Genomic DNA, 20,991 nt, shown 5'->3' on the forward strand with positions numbered 1-20,991 from the left:
TTATCGTTTCAGGCTCTTGGGCTTCTTTGTGTAATCACTCAATATATCTGTAACTGAAAGCTTGTGTGAATTTATTAGTTTTTGGATATGTGCCGCAGATATATCTCTGAAGTTGAGAGACTCAAATGACTTGAAAAAATCCTTTATCGATTTAACGAACCGCTTGAGTTCACTTGCTTTCATCACTTCTACGTCATGGGTGAATGCCGCTGCACTTGACACAGCATGCGCGGGATGAATAATTATCCGTTTTGCTTTTAAACCTGGATAGTGTTTCTCAAACCAAGCACTCGAACGATTCATCTGCTCGGCTTCCCGTTTGTTGATTTCTGCGCGGGAGACTGTTACTTCGTTTTTACATTCCCATACGATGTAGTGCGTATCGTCTAGCGCCCAGAGGTTGTCCGGGCCTTCCTTCCATTCCTTGTCCGGCCGCTCTCCAGCAAACCCTAGTGCGCGGCTGACTTCGTCTAGGGCCTGCTCGAACCGGTCTGCCTTAGTGCCGAAGACAAGCCTTCCGAGAATATCGGAGAGATTCACATCGAGCTGGCTGTAGTTCTCAAACTCGCCGACCCATGCAGCGATTCTATCGACCCGTCCTTGACTCACTACGGTTAGTTTTGCAACGGTAATACCCGAGGCTGGTCTCAAAAGCAAACGGTTACCCTTATGTGCAGCAATCTGCAAACGCTCAGACTCGGTTCGGTTAGATTGGTAGTGGTAACGAGCCATTTCCTGTAGATACCATGCTCTATCTTCCGGATGGACTGCACCGCTGTCGAGAAGGCTTTGGAGTTTCTCGCTGGCACTGGGATAGTCACCAGTGCTGTATGCCTGCTCCGCTTCGAGTTCAGCAGCATATGCTCGCAAAATGCGCTCGTTAGCACCGGCAGGTTTGACTTTCGCCATTTGTTCAATGTAGAAAGCTTTCCAGTCCTCGTCGCGAGTTAGGCACTGGCGGATCAAGCCGTTAAACGCTGCGGATGGCTCCTGCCCTTCTTCTATTTCCTGTTGTGCCATTTCCGCAAGCTCCAGTCCGATTTCAATCTGGGCTGACATTTGTGGTGATAGATATTTCCGGGATTCCTTGTCCCGAAGCAGTCGAGTGATATCCGTGCCGATGATCACCACAACGGAGTAATCTTTTTCTCCACGAACACTTCGCCCCATTCCTTGTTCGACTGTGCGGATAGTACGTACAAGAGTCGCTTCGCTGTTTGGTCGACAAGATTCTTGGTAAAGATCGATAAGACTTTCAGAAAAAGGCTTCCTGTCAAAAATCAGGATGCGGCAAGTGTCGTCTGGAAGATCAATGCCATCGTACCGATTCGCAAGAACTACGGTTTTTTCGTAGTTACCTTTGCGAAGATCCTCTATGACTTCAGATACGGTTTCTTTACCGGCAACCACCGCCCCGTACGCTTCCCAATCTTTCGTTTTTGAGAAGCTAGGCGCTAGCGCCACAAGGCCGTATTGCCTCTTGGAATTTGAAGGGCCGAAGCCCTTGACAATTCTATCCCGGTCAAGTTCCTCATGGATTAGTGAGGGCAGCAAAACCATTTTTTCGCCGGACCAGCTTTCTTTAGCGTAGGTGATTGGCTTGGTTATTGTTTCAGGTGCGAGTTGTAATCCTTTCACGAGGAAGGCATCATCGGTGACGGTAGCAGACATGAATATTCTGTTAGGCGCCTTCCAGTAACTCCCAAATGCAGAAAGGGGAGGGATATAAGGTTCGATCTCGATAGCCACACCTGAAATTACGCATTGGCAGAGTCCAAGCATGTCCTTCAATAAGGGCCAAGCGTACTTGATTGAAGCTCGATCTGTATTGGCGGAAAGAACGCTGGCAATATCAGTTTCGCGTTGAACCCAGGCCCAATAGGGTACTGGTAGCAGGGTGTCACGCTTGCCGTTGCAGATATCTGCATAAGTCCCAACGCCTTGTTGTTCAAGGTCTTCGGCAAAGAGGGTTTTCAAGCTGTCGTAAGCTGGTTCAGTGCTGGGAATACGAATGCGACATGCTTCACGAATCGTATCGGCACACGCGTGAGCGTCGTCCATCAGTAGCGTGCCCACGTTGAATGATTGCCGATGAAGTTTAAAGCGTGTAAGTCCGTTGAATAGCTTTTGTACCGATGTGACAAGAATTTTTTCACCATTCAAAAAGTCTTCAGGGAGGTCCGGGTCGGCCATGCATGTCGAAATGCCGAACTGTTTTGCCTGTTCGCATGTTTGGGCGATGAGGAAATTGTCGGGACACAGGTAGAGTGCAGGACCTTTTGAATTGTTCAGCTTCGATTGGAGCATGAGCAGGCCGATCAACGTTTTTCCTTGGCCCGTGTGCAATTTCACAATAGTGTCGCGGGATGCTTGATGATGAGAAAACCATTCTGTGAGGACGGACAGTTGAGCAGGCCGTAACGGACCTTTGTCATGAGCGCGATCAAGAGTGTCGTAAAGCTTTACAGGATCGGTTGGTTTTTCAGCCTTTTTTCCTGCCAATCGTTTTTTGAAATTGACCACGTTGCGTTCTCCGTGCGTTACTTGTACAAAAGAGCCAAAATTCGAGGGTGTCTCCGAAGGTTAGGCAATTTGTGCAATGCCAGTTCAGTTAGCTACAAGGATGAAGGTGCCCGATCGTATTAGTCCGGTAAAATGATGGGTTAATTTTTAGTCGTATTTCTTCCAGTTATCAACTAACCATTTTTTTACATTGGCATGGCTTCGGATGTTGCCAGGCAGATTTTTGTGTATCAACCGTTCTATTTTTAATCCCGATGCTTTTTGCTTTAAATTATTTGTGGCGGCAAAACTGTTTATGAACGCAAGAACCTCATAGCCTTCCCCTCGATTTAACAATGTGCTATCTGGTTTTCCTGTGACTTTGGGATCATCAGGAGTAATTGCCGTCCAAGAGTATTCAAATTTCAAGTCTGATCTTTGTAACAATGGCATATATCCTCCTTGGTTGGGATGAGCCTGATAAACTTTTTTGCATTTTTGGGTGGTCCCGTTTATGCAATTTCAAGGTTAGGCCTTTTTGCATCAAAAAATCAATACGTGAAAAATACTAATAGTGGGGAGGTAGGGTACGGATTTTTAAATTTCCAGGAAAAAATCAGGAGGATTCGAAAAAAAAGGCGGCTCATTTTTATTATGCTTCGGAGCATAATAAATTTACGATTGGCAGCGTTACGCTTCGAAGTATAACGCTACACAAGCATGTTTTGTTTTCTGTGCTGCTGAAATGACATTGATTTTGGCCGACAGGCTGAGTTAGCCTCCAATGTCTTTCGACAGACATCGGTCTCGGTTCATGGTCAAAATCGAAATATTATCTGTTTATGTATAAAAATTATCTGTGGATGTATAATCTATCCATAGATAATGATAGCCAGTCATTTTTTTATGCGTCTCCACTCCCACGGCGGCACAGGAGCCGGATCAACCCATAGGCCGATTTGCGCTGCTCTGGCTTGCGATTCTTCCTTTATCCAGGCGGTACACTCCCCGCGATGGCAATATTGGCGGTACACCCACGCAAAGCCGTTTTTTACCAATTCTTCATTTAAACTTCGCCCGGCCACGGTCACAAGCCCAACTGTCCGACCATAACGATCCTGGTCAACCGGCTCTACATCCACCATTTTTCCGGCAACCATGGAAGCGGTGAAGTCTCTGGCCTTCTGGCCGAAAGCCTGTTTTTTCTCAGGGGTGTCCACCCCGTATAGGCGGATCTTCGTCTCGCGGCCATCCTGCCGAACCTTGATTGTGTCGCCATCGGTGACGGCGACGACCTGGCCAGTCCAGGCATGAGCTGAAGCTGATGCGAGAACCAAGAAGGTCAAAAGCAATACGAAGAAGCTATTTTTCATTTTTCAGGCCTTCTTTCGCCTTTCTGGGGCGAGGCACTGGCGCCACGTTTGCTTTATTGTCGCTGCCCGAGGAGAGCGCATTCAACGCCTCACTTTTGGAGGTATAATGGTTGCCTGCGAGCGGCCCTCTGTGGAAGTGGTATCCTCCCTGTTTTCGATTGTTGTGGCCGCCGTAACCATCGAGTCCTCCGCCATGGGCAAGGGCCAGGGAAGGGAGCATGAGGAGCATGAGCACAATCCTGATCGCGATGGCCGGTTTCATTAGAGTCCTCCTTGAATTGGTTTTGACAAACAGATGGATCATGCTTACCCATTTTCCTGGGCATTTGTTTATTATAAACAACTTATAGAGGAGTCAAGAGAATGGCAAGAGATGAGCACCATGTGGTTCCAAATTCAGAGGGCGGTTGGGATGTGAAGCGGAGTGGTTGCGAAAGGGCGTCACGTCACCTCGAAACGAAACAAGACGCGATAGATTTTGCAAGGCAGGTCAGCAAAAATCAAGAAACAGAGCTAGTCATCCATAATAAGGATGGCAAAATTTCTGGATCGGACAGCCATGGGAACGACCCTTATCCACCTAAGGGATAGTATGCAGGATAGAAGAGAGACGACGGGGAAGCTTACGCTACTATTTTCACTAAAAGTCCGTCAACGGCGAGATGGCCTTCCTCCGGTTTAGTGGACATCGGGGGAAGGCCAGAAAAAAATATGACGATTGGCAGCGTTATCCCTCGGAGTGTAACGCTGCCAATTGGATTTTTATTATGCTCGGAAGCATAATAAATTAGCTTTCCTTCGAATGTCCCAAGTCTTCTTTCTGAAATTCAGGCCCAAGACTCCATTGACGCGACTTTGTAAATAAGTAAAATGTAAATTTAACTTATTCGGAATGGGGGTGAATCATGAGAAGGCAACGAAGCGACGGGCAGCAAACACGTCGAAACCTGTTGGGGTCCGCATGCAAGGTTTTTGCAAGCAAAGGTTTTCGCCAGGCGACAATCGCCGAGATTTGCAAAAAGGCCAAGGTCAATAACGCCGCGGTCAGTTATCATTTCGGCAGCAAGGAGGACTTGTATGTGGAGTGCTGGCGTTACGCTTTCGCTCAGTCATCGAATGTCTGTCCCCTTAATGGCGGAATTCCGGCAGAAGCTCCGGCGGAAGTGCGGATGCGCGGTTTGATATTTTCAATTATGCAGAGGATCACCAATCCGAAAAGTCATGCTTTTGACATCTTTTATAAGGAAGCGGCAAACCCTTCCGGCTTGCTGACCAAAGTCATGTGGGAATCGGTGGAACCAATCGTTCGCGGTTTTGACCTTCTGGTCAGTGAACTACTGGACAAAGAGCCAAACGAGCAAGAGGTGCAACTCTGCTCTATGAGTATCCGATTCCAGTGTTTAGGCCCATTGCTTTATGCCCGTCGCCGCAAGAGTGTACAGGATCCCTCTCAAAACGGTCTTAAGCCGCTGGTCGAAGATGTGGAGCAGTTGGTTGACCATATTACTCGTTTTAGCCTTTCCGGTATCCAGTGTTTCGCCTCCGAGATACGCAATAATCAACAGACTAGGTTAGCTCATGAATTACATAGGTCTGTAAAAAACAATTTGACAAGAAATGGATAACCACCTATCTTGGGAGTGAACGTTCACTCCCAAGATAGGTGGTCCGGTATGGCGACTTCTGAAAAACGACAAGAGATACTGCAAGCGGCATTGGAACTGATCGCCGAGCATGGATTTCATGGTGCGCCAATCGCCAGCATCGCTGATCAAGCTGGCGTGGGGGCGGGGACCATCTATCGTTATTTCGAAAACAAAGATGTGCTTATTACTGTTTTGTTCCAGGAACTCCACGACAAATTCCATAGAGGGCTTATGGATGGGTATAAGTCGCACATGTCACTCAGTGAGAGGTTTATCCGGGTCAGTACGGAGTTACTCAGATATTTTATTACTAACCCTCTGGAGTTTCGCTTCTTGGAACAGTATTTTAACTCGCCCTATGGCGTGGCGTTTCGTCGGGACCGGATCCTGGGAAAAGGGGGGGATGGCGATTTGTTCCGCATGCTTCTTGAGGAGGGAGTCGCCCAGCAGATTGTGAAGAATCTCCCTGTGGTCGTGCTTTTCGCCCTGGCGTTTGGTCCTCTTTTGATGGTGGCTCGCGACCATATACTTGGGTTTGTCGAACTTGATGATGCTTTGCTTGTGCAGACCGTTCAGGCCTGCTGGGATGGTGTCAAAAGGTGAAACGAAGTGCTGCTGGGGATACAGGGTTTTTTAATTGCTTGTTGCGGAGTGAATGTTCATTCCAGGTTTTGGGTGTAAATTTCTTCCCGGTGCTGGGGCATAAGCTTGATGCCCCAGCGATCAAGCTAGGAAGTCGCTTAACTTCTTTGAGGTAAATTTGATGGATACCACTGACAAAGTCAAACTGATCGCTTTGACGGGACTCTTAATCGGCACGTTCGCGATAACCGGTTGCAAGCAAAATACCTCAGGAGGACCGCCAACCAGCGGTCCTCCTGAGGTAGGGATCGTGGCCATAACTAGTTCGCCAATCACCTTGACCATGGAACTATCAGGCCGGACATCGCCCTATATGATTGCCGAGGTGCGCCCCCAGGTGGGGGGTATTATCCAGAAAAGGCTGTTTACCGAGGGAGCAGACGTGAAGGCCGGGCAGGTGCTTTATCAGATTGATCCCGCAACCTATCTGGCCGCCCACGCCAATGCCAAAGCAGCCCTGGCCCGAGCCGAGGCCAACCTTATCCCGATCCGACTCAAGGCGGAACGTTTTCGGGAGTTGGTAGCTATAAATGCCGTGAGCCGACAGGATTACGATGATGCAAGTTCAATGCTCAAACAGGCCGAAGCAGATGTTGCAGCCAATCAGGCGGTCGTCGAGTCCGCTCGCATCAATCTGGATTACACCAGTGTGAAGGCACCGATATCGGGTCGGATCGGCCGCTCGACCGTGACCGATGGTGCATTGGTAACAGCGAGTCAAGCGGCTCCGATGGCCACGATTCAGCAACTTGATCCAGTCTACGTGGATGTGACACAGTCCAGCGCTGAGTTGCTCCGTCTGAAGCGGAATCTCGCTAATGGTGAAATTACAGGGAAAGATGCCGGCAAGGCAAAAGTCAAGCTGCTGCTGGAAGACGGTAGCTCTTATCCGCAAGAGGGAACCCTGAAATTCAGCGAAGTGACTGTCGACCAGAGTACCGGTTCCGTTACTCTGCGGGCGCTTTTCCCCAACCCGGAGCAACTGTTGCTGCCCGGCATGTTTGTCCGTGGCATCGTGCAAGAGGGGGTCAGTGAACAGGCGATCCTTGTGCCGCAGCGCGGGGTGAGCCGTAATCCCAAAGGCGAGGCCATGGTCATGGTGGTCGGCGACGAGGAGAAGGTGGAGCCGCGTGTCATCAAGGTTTCCAGAACGGTTGGCGAAAACTGGCTGGTGACTGAAGGGGTGAAGGATGGAGACCGCGTAATCTTGGAAGGAATACAAAAGGCGCGTCCTGGAACTCCAGTCAAAGCCGTACCGTTCAGCAGCAAGACGGATGCACCCCCAGATGGCATTCCAACGTCAGCAGCAGCTAAAAAGTAAAGGAGACGCTCCATGTCTAGGTTTTTCATCAATCGCCCTATCTTTGCCTGGGTGATCGCCATCATGGTCATGCTGGCCGGATTGCTAGCGATCAAGACTTTGCCGGTCTCCCAGTATCCGCCCATCGCGCCGCCCCAGATAACCATCAATGCCGTGTATCCGGGCGCTTCCGCTCAGACCGTGCAGGATACCGTCACCCAGGTCATCGAACAGAAGCTGAATGGCATCGATAATCTGATTTATATGTCTTCCACCAGCGATTCAGCCGGAGCGGTGGCCATCAATCTGACCTTCAAAGCCGGTACCGATCCGAACATCGCCCAGGTGCAGGTGCAGAACAAGCTGCAACTGGCCACTCCGCTTCTGCCCCAAATCGTGCAGCGACAAGGGGTTTCGGTGGTTAAATCCACCAAGAACTTCCTGCTGATCTTCGGGTTGGTTTCGGAAGATGGTTCCATGGACCGTAATACCTTGACTGACTACATGGTCTCCAATCTTCAGGACATCATCAGTAGGGTGGAGGGAGTAGGAGAATTGCAGGTGTTCGGCACCCAGAATGCCATGCGAATATGGCTGAACCCGGTTAAGCTGAACAACTTCCACTTGACCACCAACGATGTAATTGTGGCGCTACAGGCCCAGAACGCTCAGGTCTCAGCCGGTCAGTTCGGCGGAACCCCTGCTGCGCAGGGACAACAACTCAACGCCACTATCACGGCCCGGACCTTACTCCAGACTCCGGCGCAGTTCGATGCAATCATCCTGCGGACCAACAGCGATGGCTCTACTGTCAGGTTGAAGGATGTAGCCGAAAGCAAGATAGGCACCGAAAACTACGATATTCAGTCGTTCTACAACGGGAAGCCGGTGGGTGGTATGGCAATCCGTCTGGCAGCCGGCGCCAATGCCCTGGATACGGGCAATCGCGTCAAGGCCAAGTTGGAGGAATTGTCGAAATACTTCCCTGCCGGCATGAAGGTGGTCTATCCCTACGACACCACTCCTTTTGTCAAAATATCTATAGAAGAGGTGGTTCAGACCCTGTTTGAGGCGGTTCTTCTTGTTTTTATCATCATGTTTCTTTTCCTGCAGAACTTCAGGGCCACATTGATACCCACCATTGCGGTACCGGTCGTTTTGCTTGGCACCTTCGGAGTGCTATCGGTCAGCGGTTTTTCTATAAACACGCTGACCATGTTCGCCTTGGTTATCGCCATCGGTTTACTCGTAGATGACGCAATTGTGGTTGTAGAGAACGTGGAGCGAATCATGTCTGAGGAGGGGTTGTCGCCACGGGAGGCGACCATCAAATCCATGGGCCAGATCACCGGCGCACTCTGGGGTATCGCCACAGTGCTGGCAGCGGTTTTTGTGCCTATGGCCTTCTTTGGTGGATCTACAGGTGTCATCTACCGCCAGTTTTCTATCACCATCGTTTCCTCTATGATTCTGTCGGTGCTGGTAGCTATGATTCTTACACCAGCCCTGTGTGCCACCCTGCTCAAACCGGTTGAAAAAGGACACAAGCCTGGGGAATCGGGTTGGTTCAGGAGGTTTTTCCATTGGTTCAATACGTTGTTCGACCGCGGCAGGGAGCAGTATGAAGGGATCGTCGGTCGCTCCTTTGGTAAACCGGTACGTTACCTGGTTGTCTATGGCTCTATTGTGGCGGCTATGGTTTTCTTTTTCATGCGGCTTCCTACCGCCTTCCTGCCGGACGAGGACCAGGGATTCATTATTTGCCAGGTGCAACTGCCTGCTGGCGCCACCGAGGAACGGACGATTCAGGTGATACGACAGATGGAGCAGCATTTTTTGGAGCGGGAGTCCAAAGCAGTTGAATCCATAATTACCGTGGCCGGATTCAGTTTTGCCGGTCGAGGGCAGAACATGGGACTGGCTTTTGTCAAGCTCAAGGACTGGAATCTGCGTAAGTCCACTGAGTTGAAGGCCCCGGCCATTGCCGGCCGGGCTATGCAGGCCTTCTCAAAGGTTCGTGACGGTATGGTTTTTGCCTTCTCACCACCGGCGGTGGTGGAGTTGGGACAAGCCAATGGTTTTGACTTTCAGTTGCAGGATCGTGGCGGCTTGGGACACGATAAGCTGATGGAGGCACGCAACCAGTTGTTGGGTCTGGCCATGAAAAATCCCAAGCTGATTGCGGTGCGCCCGAACGGTCAGGATGACTCACCCCAGTTCAAGCTCGATATTGATGATGTCCGGGCAGGAGTCCTGGGGATCCCCCCGGCCGACATCAATAATATTCTGACAACAGCCTGGGGCAGTTCCTACGTTAACGACTTCATTCAGAACGGTCGGGTCAAGAAGGTCTATCTCCAGGCCGACGCCAAGTATCGAATGCTACCGGAGGATATTAAAAGCTGGTATGTCCGAAACGAACGGGGCGAGATGGTGCCATTCTCAGCCTTTGCGACCGCCCACTGGCAGTATGGATCGCCCCGCCTGGAACGATATAACGGGATTCCATCCGTGGAGATTATGGGGCAGGCAGCCCCTGGCGTGAGTACCGGGGAGGCAATGGACGAAATGGAGAAAATGGCTGCTGGGCTGCCGTCGGGGATCGGTTACGAGTGGACCGGTCTCTCCTATGAGGAAAAACAATCGGGCAAACAGGCTCCCGCCCTGTATGCCATTTCACTCCTGGTGGTATTTCTTAGTGTGGCGGCACTGTATGAGAGCTGGACCGTCCCCTTTGTTAATTTGTTGATGCTTCCGTTAGGATTGGTGGGTGCAGTTGTGGCAGTTACAATGCGGGGGTTGCCCAACGATGTCTATCTTCAGATAGGTCTGCTCACCACTGTGGGGCTTTCCACCAAAAACGCCATCCTGATCATTCAATTCATCAAGGAGCAGATGCATCAGGGCCATGAGCTGGTTGAGGCCACTCTGGCAGCGGTTAAGATCAGATTGCGTCCGGTCATCATGACCTCCCTGGCTTTCTTCTTCGGCACCCTGCCGCTGGCTTTGACCCGCGGGGCAGGCGCCGGGGCTCAGAACGCCATCGGCACCGCTGTCACCGGCGGGCTGCTTTCGGCTACTTTCATCGACTTGATTTTTATCCCGTTTTTCTTTGTCCTGATTTCTCGACGCTTTGCAGGAAAAAAACCGACACCACAGTCCTCGGCTGATCCCAACGTTCAAGAGGTGCATTGATATGAAATCGAAGACCGTAGTCCTGTATTTGCCTTTGGCAGCATTGCTTTGCCTGGAGGGCTGTACCATGGCCCCCAGGTATGTCCGCCCCGAGGCACCGACGGCGGCCGTCTGGCCAAGCGGCTCGGCATATCAAGAGCGAGGAGAAAACCAATCCGTCAAAGAAGTGGCCGATATCCCCTGGCAGGAATTCTTTTTTGATCAGCAATTGCAGAAATTGATTATTCTCGCACTGGAAAATAACCGCGACCTGCGCATCGCCGCTCTCAATATAGAGAGGTCACGGGCTCAGTACCGAATCCAACGTGCCGAGCTGTTTCCGCAGATCGACGCCACCGCTGCCGGCAGCAAACAACGGATCCCTGAGACCCTCTCGACCACAGGTCAGGCCGAAACCGTTCATCAATATAACGTAGGTGTTGGGGTCAGCGCTTACGAACTTGATTTGTTCGGTCGCGTGCAAAGCCTGAAGGATCAGGCGTTAGAACAGTATCTTGCTACCGAGCAGGCGCGGCGTACTGTCCAGATCAGCTTGGTCGCAGAGGTAGCTACGCAATACTTGACCCTGGCTGCCGACCGCGAACTGCTTGCGCTGGCCAAAAATACTCTGGAGGCCCAGCAGAGCACCTACCAACTAATTCAGCGTCGCTTTGAATTGGGCGCCTCTTCAGAGTTGGATCTGCGACAGGCGCAAACCAGGGTGGATGCGGCGCGGGTGGATATCGCCCGCTACGTTACTTTGGTGGCTCAAGACGAAAACGGTCTCAACTTGGTAGTCGGCTCGACGGTCCCAGCCGAATTACTTCCCCAGACATTATCCGAAACACTTACAGCTATGAAGGATATTTCCCCCGGTTTGCCGTCCGAGGTACTGCTGCGGCGTCCCGATGTCCTACAGGCTGAGAATCAGCTCAAGGGGTTCAACGCCAATATCGGCGCGGCAAGAGCGGCGTTTTTTCCACGCATTACTCTGGTCAGCTCTGTTGGAGTCGGAAGCGATGAGTTATCCGGTCTCTTCAAATCCGGATCGGGTGCCTGGGCTTTCGCACCACAAATAGTTCTTCCAATCTTCGATGCCGGCAGCAGATGGGCTAGTTTAAAGGTGGCGGAGGTGGATCGAGACATCGCTGTTGCCCGGTATGAGAAGGCGATTCAGACGGCCTTCCGAGAAGTGGCCGACGCCCTTGCCCAGCGGGGAACCATCAACGACCAGGTGGCTGCGCAGCAGTCGCTCACCGATGCCACCGCCATGAGTTACCGTCTCTCTCAAGCTCGCTATGAAAAAGGGGTGGACAGCTATCTGAATGCGTTGGATTCCCAGCGTTCGCTCTATGATGCCCAAAAGGGGTTGATTGCCACCCGGTTAACGCGGCTACAGAACTTGGTGACATTATATAAAGTGTTGGGTGGCGGCGGAGAAATCGCGTCTGCGCCACAAACTCCGTGATCCGCTGCTGAGGTGAAGCACCAAACACTTAACCGGAGGGCGTTATGAAACCATCCAGGTTGGCTTTGTATATCGCGATAGCATTACTCTCTCTTGCTGGGGCATTTTACGTTTTGGCCAAGGAACCACCGCCGGGCTGGCCGATCAATCTGATTCACCTGCTTTTCAAACACTGATTTTTCAGATGTTGGTCTTAGCCTAGCTTTACCGGTTAACTAACAATGAAGCTCTCTGCAAGGTGCTTGGGAAGGGGTTGCTCTCGCGGACTGGCGCTCAATGCATACTGTCGCCACGAGGGCATCCTTCATGCTCACCAATATGGAGCGCGTCTCCATAAGGTCATAAACATTGAGTGGAGGACAGAAGAGAGAGGATTGAATTCTGGAAACGTATGACATGGGACTGAAGAGGTGTCTGGATGAGTAAGCAAAAGAATATTCCCACTGGTAAGAGCCGTTTCGATTTAATCGACCAGGAAAAGTTTTTTCGAGAACTAGAAATCAAGGAGGACGCAATTTTTCTTGATGCTGTCTGTGGTTGCGGCGACTATGCCCTGGCTGCGGCCAGCCGTATTGGGGAGCAGGGACGGATATATGCCTTTGATTTGCAGGAGGGGATAATTGATCGGTTGATTGATAAAATTGTGGCTGAAGGTATCACCAATATCGTTCCCAGGGTCGCTGGCCCGCTTTCGCTTCCTTTGGGTAACAACACAATAGATATTTGCCTCATGGTCATAGCATTCCATGACTTGGTGCCGCAGGGCGACGATCAGAAAGCATTGGAGGAAATTAAGAGAGTCTTGAAGCCAAGCGGCGTTCTGGCTGTGATTGAATTCAAGAAAATATCCGGTCACCTCGGACTGCCGATCAATATTCGTATCAAATCGGCGGAGCTGGACGAGACGCTCCGTTTTCACGGGTTCACTTCAGTGAAACCTCGAGAGATTGAAGTTGGTGAATATAGTTACCTCTCGCTTTATCGTAAAGATAACGTGCAACCCTACTGACTAAGAACTCTATAATGTTTGCTCCTTATAAGTGCGAATAACAAAAAAATACAGTCAAGGGAAAGACGAGAAAATTAGTCAAGGAGGGGCAATCAAGCATCACGATTTTGCACACATGACGAAAGCTGCCAAGATTCAGGAATTTTTATCACCGGCCGCCTGTCGCCCACCGATCAGGAATTTCGACATATATTCGTTCCTCTGCTTAGGGCCTGATTCAGGTCACAGACTAATTTCTGCTGTAGGTTGATAAAAGGAGAAGCAAAACATGTGTAAAGTGTTAATCGTTCATTACAGTATGTATGGGCACATTTACAAGATGGCCGAAGCTGTGGCGGAAGGTGTTCGGGCGGTAGCCGGGTGCGGGGCGGTGATAAAAAAAGTTCCGGAGACCCTTCCCTCGACAGTGATGGAGAAGATGGGAGCACTTGATACCCAGAAAGGAATGCAACATATCCCGACTGCCACGATGGATGATTTGGTTAAGGCAGATGCAATTATTTTTGGCACTCCGACCCGCTTCGGCAACATGTGCGGCCAGATGCGCCAGTTTTGGATGCCAGCGGCGGTCTTTGGCAAAAGGGTGCTCTGGTTGGAAAGCCAGGCAGCGTGTTTACCAGCTCTGCCACGCAGCATGGTGGTCAGGAATCGACCATTCTCAGTTTTCACATCACATTACTGCACCATGGCATGGTGGTAGTTGGCCTGCCCTATACCTTTGTTGGTCAGATGGGGATTAGCGAAGTCTGCGGCGGGTCACCTTATGGCGCATCGACCATCGTCGGAGGCCAAGGAGAACGAATGCCAAGTGACAATGAACTGGCCGGAGCCCGGTTTCAAGGAGGACATGTGGCGCGGATCCCCCTGAAACTCAAAAATTCCACTACACAATCTTAAGGAGTTACAAGGCAAGAACTGTTGCGATCTAGACTTGTCATCATTACGTCAAGTTCTGGTCAGGCGTTGTGCCCCATACGCTTCCTGAATTTTGGACGCGCTGGGGTCGGCTATGAGAGTGTGTAGAAACAACTTTTTGCCTTACTCTGGGACATATTATGGGGCGTTGGACAGGACGGAAGCTGCAAGGGAGGACGAAATCGTTGAATCGCTTGATAGCGATTTGTTCTTTGCTACTGTTGGTTCTTTTAACCGTTGTGCCGTTAGCCTGGGCGGTAATTCCGTCCTGGTTAATTGTGACTCAGGACGAGACCGCGTTTGCAGGCGCGCCGATTGCGTTTGATGTCGTTAAGCCCTCGGCGCAGGTTGATTGGCCGACAAGGCTCAGGCTCAAGGTGGTGCATGACGGCAGGACACTGGAAGTGGAGGTTGCCGCTGCAGGGACGGCCGCTATGGGGGATACCCGACGAACGTATTACGGGGTATTGCCGAATTATCTCACAGGGATGGTGCGGGTTGAGCTGGCGGGAGTCGAATCGAACCGGTTGGCTCTGCTGGTCACCCTTCCTGATCCCATCAAGCAGACCCCGGCGCCTTTAGTGACAGCAGCATCGCCAGTTATGCAGCCTAGTGCTGTCGGTGACATATTGTTCCCTGCAAACGAACCTGCCTTGTCGGTCAATGAGCCCATATACTTTGCCGTGGGCGACAACGGCGGCATCAATGCACGCTTTCAACTGAGTTTTAAATACCGGATTTTTGATTCTGGCAGTCGTCTAGTGGCGTGGGTTCCACTGCTTTCCCGTCTGCATTTCGGCTATACGCAGACTTCGCTCTGGGATCTTGGGGAAGATTCGGCACCCTTTCATGACAGCACCTATCGTCCCAGTCTTTTCTGGCAGGGCGCTATCATCGGCAATGGTCTGATGCCCGACCTGCTTCGCACTGGCTTTGAACACGAATCGAACGGTAAGGATGACGTGAGTTCTCGCAGCATTAACACCCTCTTTGCGCAGCCTGTCTGGCGCATCAAATTTATGAATGAACGCGCGTTGATCTTCGCGCCCAAAATTTATGGATATCTGGATAAAGAAGAAAACCCAGATATCCAGCGCTATCGAGGGTATGTGGACTGGAATTTCCGCTATGGACATGAGGATGGCTGGATGATGGCTACACAATTGCGCAGCGGTACCGCCGGGTATGGCAGTGCCCAGCTGGATCTTTCCTATCCGTTACGTAAGGCTTTTTTTGCCCGTACAGGAGGTTTTCTGCATTTTCAGCTATTCACTGGATACGGAGAAAGCCTGTTAGACTACAATCTAGATCGTGGCACACAGGCGAGGGTAGGTTTCTCAATTGTTCGTTGACTAGGGTGTGGGACGATCTAGCTCCAAGCGTCATAGAACGGAGTTCCAAAAAATGAATGATGCTAATTTGCCATCGTGGTCTCATTCTTCCCCTATTTCCCCCTCCAACCCGATCAGTCCCAATGTAATGTATAGATGGTTGCGAAAACTGTTTATGGCCGATGGACTTGGGTTAAAGCTATTTCTGGCGGCGACCCTAGTGGGAACAAACTTTGCGTTTATGCTTGGTATCCTGCGGTTGTTAACCGAGGCTCATTTGCGGCAAGTCGATGTTACTGATCATTATGCGCTGGTTCGCTATGCGTATCAGCTTTCAGGGCAAGTTCATTATGACTTGCTGGGGATGATTATTGCTTTTTATCTTCTTGTTTATGCCACAACGATACTTCTCTATCCTGTTTTGCGCCTGCATCAGAAAGCGTTGAAACGACAAGCTTTGGACAATATGAGAGCCAGGGGCGAGACCTTGATCATGCTAGGGAGTTTGATAGCAAAAAGGGACAGCGACACCAGCGTGCATAATTACAGGGTCACTTTGTACGCAATTCATTTGGCCGGAACGCTTCGTATTCCTGAGGCCGAGATGCACGATCTGGTTGTCGGCGCCTTTCTTCACGACATTGGGAAAATCGCAATTCCCGATAAAATTCTGCTTAAGCCGGGTCCGCTTGATGAAGAAGAAACCAGAATTATGCGGACGCATGTTGCGCAAGGCCTTGATATCCTCCGCCACAGCATTTTTCTGCGCGGGGCTGAGGCGGTTGTAGAAGGGCATCATGAACACTATCTCGGCACGGGATATCCAAACGGCTTAGCCGGTAAGGCAATTCCGCCTATTGCTCGTCTGTTCTCTATTGCTGATGTTTTTGACGCCTTGACCTCCGGGCGTCCTTACAAACAGCCTTACTCCTTGGAAGAAAGCCTTAGGCTAATGACGGAAGAGTCAGGAAAAGCCTTTGATCCGGAGTATCTCCAATCGTTTTTGTCGTTGGCCCCAAAACTGTATCAAAGTTACGCCGCCGCACCCGAAGAATTTCTTGCCAGTGAATTGAAAAATCTTGCAGGGCCCATTCTCGTTTCTAGATGGACACGTGATCAGCTTTGAGGGATAATATAATAAAAGGGTCATGACTAGAACAGAGGATTTTTTCGGATTATTACAAGAACCTGGCTAAATTGTATAGCCCTCAACTTCTTCCGTTGCTTGACTTTTACGAGAAGCACCGAGAAACATTTTCAATGGCCGAGATTGCCCGTATTTCTAATACGGCAGAACCCCTGAAATTTATAGATAGAGAGCAAAGGAAAGTGCTATGACCGTGCCAGGGAATATGGATAGCTTTCCTCAAAAACTTTCTTTCGGGGGAAGATCTTTCGATCAAACGACTCAACTCACGTTCACAACCGAAAGCCCGAGAAGGTCACTTGCAAGCAGTATTTGGCAAAAAATGAAAAATAGAAAGGGGTGAAAGATAGTGATAGAGCAAGACGCAACGCGGTATGTGGAGAAATTGGCTGTCTTGATTGATGCAGAAAACAACCAGGAAGGGATGGATTTCTACCAAAAATTATTCTTAAGATTCAGAAAGAGCTTGGAGAGACAAAATAGCCTGTTGTCATAATAGACGTGGGTCTCTTCTTTTCATAGTGGTTTCGGGTCATGGGCAATATGCTCCATCATTTGATTCGGGGAAACTCGGTGGTGTTGAAATGAAAGGCGTCAGGCACGCTTTGGCTGGTTGAGGAAGAACAATGATCGAACAGCGGAAAAAATGGTTGATCAGAATCGTGGGGTCTATGGCAATTGGCATTTTGGCTGTAGTCGCATGGCAACGGTACGGTGGTAATGAAAAGAATGAGGGAATTGCCAGCGGCAATGGCCGTATTGAGTCGGTTGAGATCGACATCGCCGCCAAATCAGCCGGCCGGATCAAGGCCATTCTGGTGAATGAAGGCGACTTCGTCACCGTCGGGCAGATTGTCGCACACATGGATACCGAGGTGCTCGATGCCCAGCGCCGCGAGGCCGAAGCATATCTTCGTAAGGCAGAAAGCGCTGTTAAAACCGTGCAGAACCAAGTGGTGCAACGCCAGAGTGAGAAGGCCGCCGCTCTGGCGTTGCTCGCGCAACGCGAGGCCGAACTTGATGCGGCTCAAAAACGTCTATCGCGTTCGGAACCCCTGGCTGGCATGGGTGCCGTCTCCACCCAGGAACTCGACGATGATCGCGCCCAAGCCCTGAGCAGCCAAGCGGCAATCCGGGCGGCAAAAGCTCAGATAGCCGCGACCGAAGCCGCGATTGCCACGGCACAATCCCAGGAGGTTGAAGCGCGCTCGGTTGTTGAGGCGACACGGGCTACGATCGAACGACTCCAGGCAGACATTGATGACAGTGCGTTGAAGGCGACCCGCGAAGGACGCGTGCAGTATCGCCTCGCCCAGCCCGGCGAGGTGGTCGCCGGCGGAGGCAAGATCCTCAACCTGCTCGATCTGACCGATGTTTATATGACCTTCTTTCTCCCCACCGCGCTGGCCGGCCAAATCGCAATCGGCTCCGAAGCGCGCCTGGTGTTCGATGCCGCACCGGAGTATGTCATCCCGGCAACGATTTCCTTCGTCGCCGATGTTGCCCAGTTTACCCCCAAGACCGTGGAAACGGCCAGCGAACGACAGAAGCTGATGTTTCGAGTCAAGGCGCAAATCGCTCCGGAGTTGCTCAAGAAACATATCCGTCAGGTCAAGACCGGCCTGCCGGGTGTGGCCCATGTCCGGCTCGATCCGCAGATGAAGTGGCCACCCGCCCTGCAGGTAAGGCTCCCGCAATGAGCGGTGTCGAGTCGCCCTTCCCATCGGTTGCAGCAGAAACACCCCCGGTTGCATCGTTAACCGAGGTCAGCCTGCACTACGGCAAGACCCTGGCCTTGGATGGAGTCACCCTTGATCTGCCGGCCGGACAAATGGTCGGCCTGATCGGCCCGGACGGGGTAGGAAAATCTACGCTCTTCTCGCTGATCGCCGGCGCCCGCATCATCCAGAACGGCCGGATCGAGGTGCTGTCCGGGGATATAGCCAACGCGCACCACCGGAAATCTGTCTGCCCGCGCATTGCCTACATGCCCCAAGGACTGGGCAAAAATCTTTACGCAACCCTGTCGGTATACGAAAACATCGATTTTTTCGGCCGGCTCTTCTCCCAAGAGCGCGACGAACGAGAACGCCGCATCGCCGAGCTGCTCGTCAGCACCGGCCTGGCTCCTTTCCGGGACCGTCCGGCGGGCAAGCTTTCCGGCGGGATGAAGCAAAAACTCGGCCTCTGCTGCGCGCTCATCCACGATCCCGATCTGCTGATCCTCGATGAACCCACCACCGGAGTGGATCCGCTCTCGCGCCGACAGTTCTGGGAGCTGATCGGCCGCATCCGGACCCGGCAACCCGGGATAAGCGTCCTGGTGGCCACCGCTTATATGGAAGAGGCCGCCCGCTTCGACTGGCTGGTGGCCATGGATGGCGGGCGGGTGCTGACCACCGGTACCCTCCGGCAGCTGCTAGAGCGCACCGCCAGCGAGACCCTGGAGGGGGCCTTCATTGCCTTGCTGCCGGAAGAAAAGCGCGCCGGCCACCGAGCGATCCGCATCCCGCCACGCCAAACCGATGGCGAGGAGATCGCCATCGAGGCGAAGGATCTGACCATGCGTTTCGGCGACTTCACGGCGGTGGACCGGGTGAGCTTCCGCATCGCCCGCGGCGAGATCTTCGGTTTCTTAGGCTCCAACGGCTGCGGCAAGACCACGACCATGAAGATGCTCACCGGATTGCTGACGGCCAGCGAGGGGGAGGCGTGGCTCTTCGGCCAGACGATAAACCCCAAGGATCTTGAAACCCGGCGCCGGGTCGGCTATATGACCCAGTCTTTCTCGCTCTATTCCGAGCTGAGCGTGGAGCAGAACCTCACCTTGCACGCCCGACTTTTCAGCGTCCCCGCCGAGCAGATTCCGGACCGCGTAAACGAAATGGCCCGCCGCTTCGGCCTGACAGGGATCATGGCGGCGCTGCCCGACAGTCTCCCCCTGGGGCAACGCCAACGCCTCTCCCTGGCGGTAGCGATGATCCATCGGCCGGAGATGCTGATCCTCGATGAGCCCACTTCGGGGGTGGACCCGATCGCCCGGGATGGGTTCTGGCAAATGTTGATCGACCTCGCCCGCCATGACCGGGTCACCATCTTCATCTCCACCCATTTCATGAACGAAGCCGAACGGTGCGACCGCATCTCCCTGATGCACGCCGGGCAGGTGCTGGTCAGCGATACGCCCGCCGCCTTGATGCAGAAACGCGGGGCAACAACCCTGGAAGAGGCATTTATCGCCTACCTGGAAGACGCCGCGCCCGACAACAAAAGTCCTGAGGCATCAGCAGCTGCGGCACCGGTCCCTCACCCGCCGCCAGCCCATGACCCGCCCGCCGCAATGACAAAAATCCGCTTCGATCTTCGCCGTCTGCTCAGCTACAGCCGGCGCGAAGGGCTGGAGCTCCAGCGGGATCCGATTCGGGCCACCCTGGCGCTGCTCGGCAGCGTAATGCTCATGCTGATCATGGGCTACGGGATCACCCTGGATGTGGAAGGTCTTTCCTTTGCCGTGCTCGATCGCGACCAGACCGCGACCAGCCGCGATTATGCCCTCAACCTTGCCGGCTCCCATTATTACTTCATCGAACACGCGCCCATTACCGATTACGCCGATCTGGACCGACGCATGCGGGCAGGCGAGATCAGCCTGGCCCTGGAAATACCCCCGGGCTTTGCCCGCGACCTGGGGCGCGGCACCCCGGTGGCGATCGGGGCCTGGATCGACGGCGCCATGCCGCAACGGGCCGAAACCATTCAGGGATATGTGCGCGGGATGCATGCCCACTGGCTGGCCGAGATGGCGGCGCGCACGCTTGGCCAGTCCCGCTCCGCCGGTCTGATCAAGATCGAGACCCGATTTCGCTACAACCCCGAGGTCAAGAGTCTGATCGCAATGGTACCGGCGGTGATTCCCCTCTTACTCTTGATGATTCCGGCAATGCTCACGGCGCTCAGTGTGGTGCGGGAAAAAGAGCTGGGCTCCATCGTCAACCTCTATGTCACGCCGGTGACACGGTTTGAGTTTCTGCTCGGCAAACAACTGCCCTACATCGGCCTGGCAATGGTGAACTTCTTGCTCATGTCCTTGCTGGCGGTGACCGTTTTCGGGGTGCCGATGAAGGGGAGCTTTCTTGCCTTATCCGTTGCGGCCCTGCTCTATGTAATTTCGGCCACCGCCATGGGCCTGTTATTCTCCACCTTTGTCCGCAGCCAGATTGCAGCCATCTTCGGCACGGCCATTCTCACCCTCTTGCCTGCCGTGCAGTTCTGCGGCATGACCTCCCCGGTTTCCGCCCTAGAGGGGTTGGGCAGGATGATCGGTAACGTCTATCCCACCACCTATTTCCTGACCATTGCCCGGGGAACCTTCTCCAAGGCCCTCGGTTTCGCGGATCTGCAGGCCTCCTTCCTGCCGCTCATCCTGGCCGTCCCGTTGCTGACCGGACTCTGTGTGCTGTTGTTGCGCAAACAGGAGCGTTGAA

15 protein-coding genes and 1 pseudogene are annotated in these 20,991 nt (G+C 52.5%); 12 read left to right on the forward strand and 4 right to left on the reverse strand.

Annotated elements, in window-relative coordinates; genetic code table 11:
- The 4 genes from ACUUL3_RS03800 to ACUUL3_RS03815 all read right to left on the reverse strand — a co-directional run bounded on the left by ACUUL3_RS03800 (nt 1) and on the right by ACUUL3_RS03815 (nt 4,137).
- Nucleotides 1–2,523: a DEAD/DEAH box helicase gene (locus ACUUL3_RS03800; RefSeq protein ID WP_448554729.1), complete on the reverse strand. Its 2,523-nt coding sequence runs from the start codon at nt 2,521–2,523 to the stop codon at nt 1–3.
- 147 nt (nt 2,524–2,670) lie between these two features.
- Complete coding sequence (locus ACUUL3_RS03805) at nt 2,671–2,955, reverse strand: hypothetical protein (RefSeq protein ID WP_448554731.1); 285 nt, start codon at nt 2,953–2,955, stop codon at nt 2,671–2,673.
- Nucleotides 2,956–3,398: 443 nt separating this feature from the next.
- Nucleotides 3,399–3,875 carry a thermonuclease family protein gene (locus tag ACUUL3_RS03810; RefSeq protein WP_448554733.1) on the reverse strand — a complete coding sequence of 159 codons (477 nt, stop codon included), beginning with the start codon at nt 3,873–3,875 and terminating at the stop codon, nt 3,399–3,401.
- Nucleotides 3,865–4,137, reverse strand: coding sequence for a YHYH domain-containing protein (locus tag ACUUL3_RS03815; RefSeq protein WP_448554735.1), 273 nt, complete (start codon nt 4,135–4,137; stop codon nt 3,865–3,867). The genes ACUUL3_RS03810 and ACUUL3_RS03815 overlap by 11 nt, the downstream gene beginning before the upstream one ends.
- Before the next feature lie 101 nt (nt 4,138–4,238).
- Between ACUUL3_RS03815 and ACUUL3_RS03820 the strand changes: the two genes are divergently transcribed.
- From ACUUL3_RS03820 to rbbA, 12 genes and pseudogenes are all read left to right on the forward strand, one after another.
- Nucleotides 4,239–4,466, forward strand: coding sequence for a DUF2188 domain-containing protein (locus tag ACUUL3_RS03820; protein WP_448554736.1), 228 nt, complete (start codon nt 4,239–4,241; stop codon nt 4,464–4,466).
- A 314-nt stretch (nt 4,467–4,780) separates the two neighbouring features.
- Nucleotides 4,781–5,500 (forward strand): CerR family C-terminal domain-containing protein, encoded by a 720-nt coding sequence (locus ACUUL3_RS03825; RefSeq protein WP_448554738.1) that lies wholly within the window; start codon nt 4,781–4,783, stop codon nt 5,498–5,500.
- 48 nt (nt 5,501–5,548) lie between these two features.
- The gene (locus tag ACUUL3_RS03830; protein WP_448554740.1) at nt 5,549–6,124 is read left to right on the forward strand and encodes a TetR/AcrR family transcriptional regulator; all 576 of its coding nucleotides are present in this window, start codon (nt 5,549–5,551) and stop codon (nt 6,122–6,124) included.
- Nucleotides 6,125–6,284: 160 nt separating this feature from the next.
- On the forward strand, nt 6,285–7,484 hold the full coding sequence (locus tag ACUUL3_RS03835; protein WP_448554742.1) for an efflux RND transporter periplasmic adaptor subunit: 1,200 nt from the start codon (nt 6,285–6,287) through the stop codon (nt 7,482–7,484).
- Between the two features lie 12 nt (nt 7,485–7,496).
- Nucleotides 7,497–10,658 carry an efflux RND transporter permease subunit gene (locus tag ACUUL3_RS03840; protein ID WP_448554744.1) on the forward strand — a complete coding sequence of 1,054 codons (3,162 nt, stop codon included), beginning with the start codon at nt 7,497–7,499 and terminating at the stop codon, nt 10,656–10,658.
- Between the two features lies 1 nt (nt 10,659).
- Nucleotides 10,660–12,105 carry an AdeC/AdeK/OprM family multidrug efflux complex outer membrane factor gene (gene adeC / locus ACUUL3_RS03845; RefSeq protein WP_448554746.1) on the forward strand — a complete coding sequence of 482 codons (1,446 nt, stop codon included), beginning with the start codon at nt 10,660–10,662 and terminating at the stop codon, nt 12,103–12,105.
- A gap of 418 nt (nt 12,106–12,523) precedes the next feature.
- On the forward strand, nt 12,524–13,114 hold the full coding sequence (locus ACUUL3_RS03850) for a class I SAM-dependent methyltransferase (protein WP_448554748.1): 591 nt from the start codon (nt 12,524–12,526) through the stop codon (nt 13,112–13,114).
- 268 nt (nt 13,115–13,382) lie between these two features.
- Nucleotides 13,383–14,011, forward strand: a pseudogene (gene wrbA / locus ACUUL3_RS03855) (NAD(P)H:quinone oxidoreductase).
- A gap of 203 nt (nt 14,012–14,214) precedes the next feature.
- Nucleotides 14,215–15,381, forward strand: coding sequence for a phospholipase A (locus ACUUL3_RS03860; RefSeq protein ID WP_448554750.1), 1,167 nt, complete (start codon nt 14,215–14,217; stop codon nt 15,379–15,381).
- Nucleotides 15,382–15,433: 52 nt separating this feature from the next.
- On the forward strand, nt 15,434–16,486 hold the full coding sequence (locus ACUUL3_RS03865) for an HD-GYP domain-containing protein (RefSeq protein ID WP_448554752.1): 1,053 nt from the start codon (nt 15,434–15,436) through the stop codon (nt 16,484–16,486).
- Nucleotides 16,487–17,133: 647 nt separating this feature from the next.
- Entirely contained in the window at nt 17,134–18,207 is a 1,074-nt protein-coding gene (locus ACUUL3_RS03870; protein ID WP_448554753.1) for an HlyD family secretion protein, read from the forward strand.
- Nucleotides 18,204–20,990 (forward strand): ribosome-associated ATPase/putative transporter RbbA, encoded by a 2,787-nt coding sequence (gene rbbA, locus ACUUL3_RS03875; RefSeq protein ID WP_448554755.1) that lies wholly within the window; start codon nt 18,204–18,206, stop codon nt 20,988–20,990. Before ACUUL3_RS03870 ends, rbbA begins: the two co-directional genes overlap by 4 nt.
- Nucleotide 20,991 lies beyond the last annotated feature (1 nt).

The organism is Thiovibrio sp. JS02, from assembly GCF_053485635.1.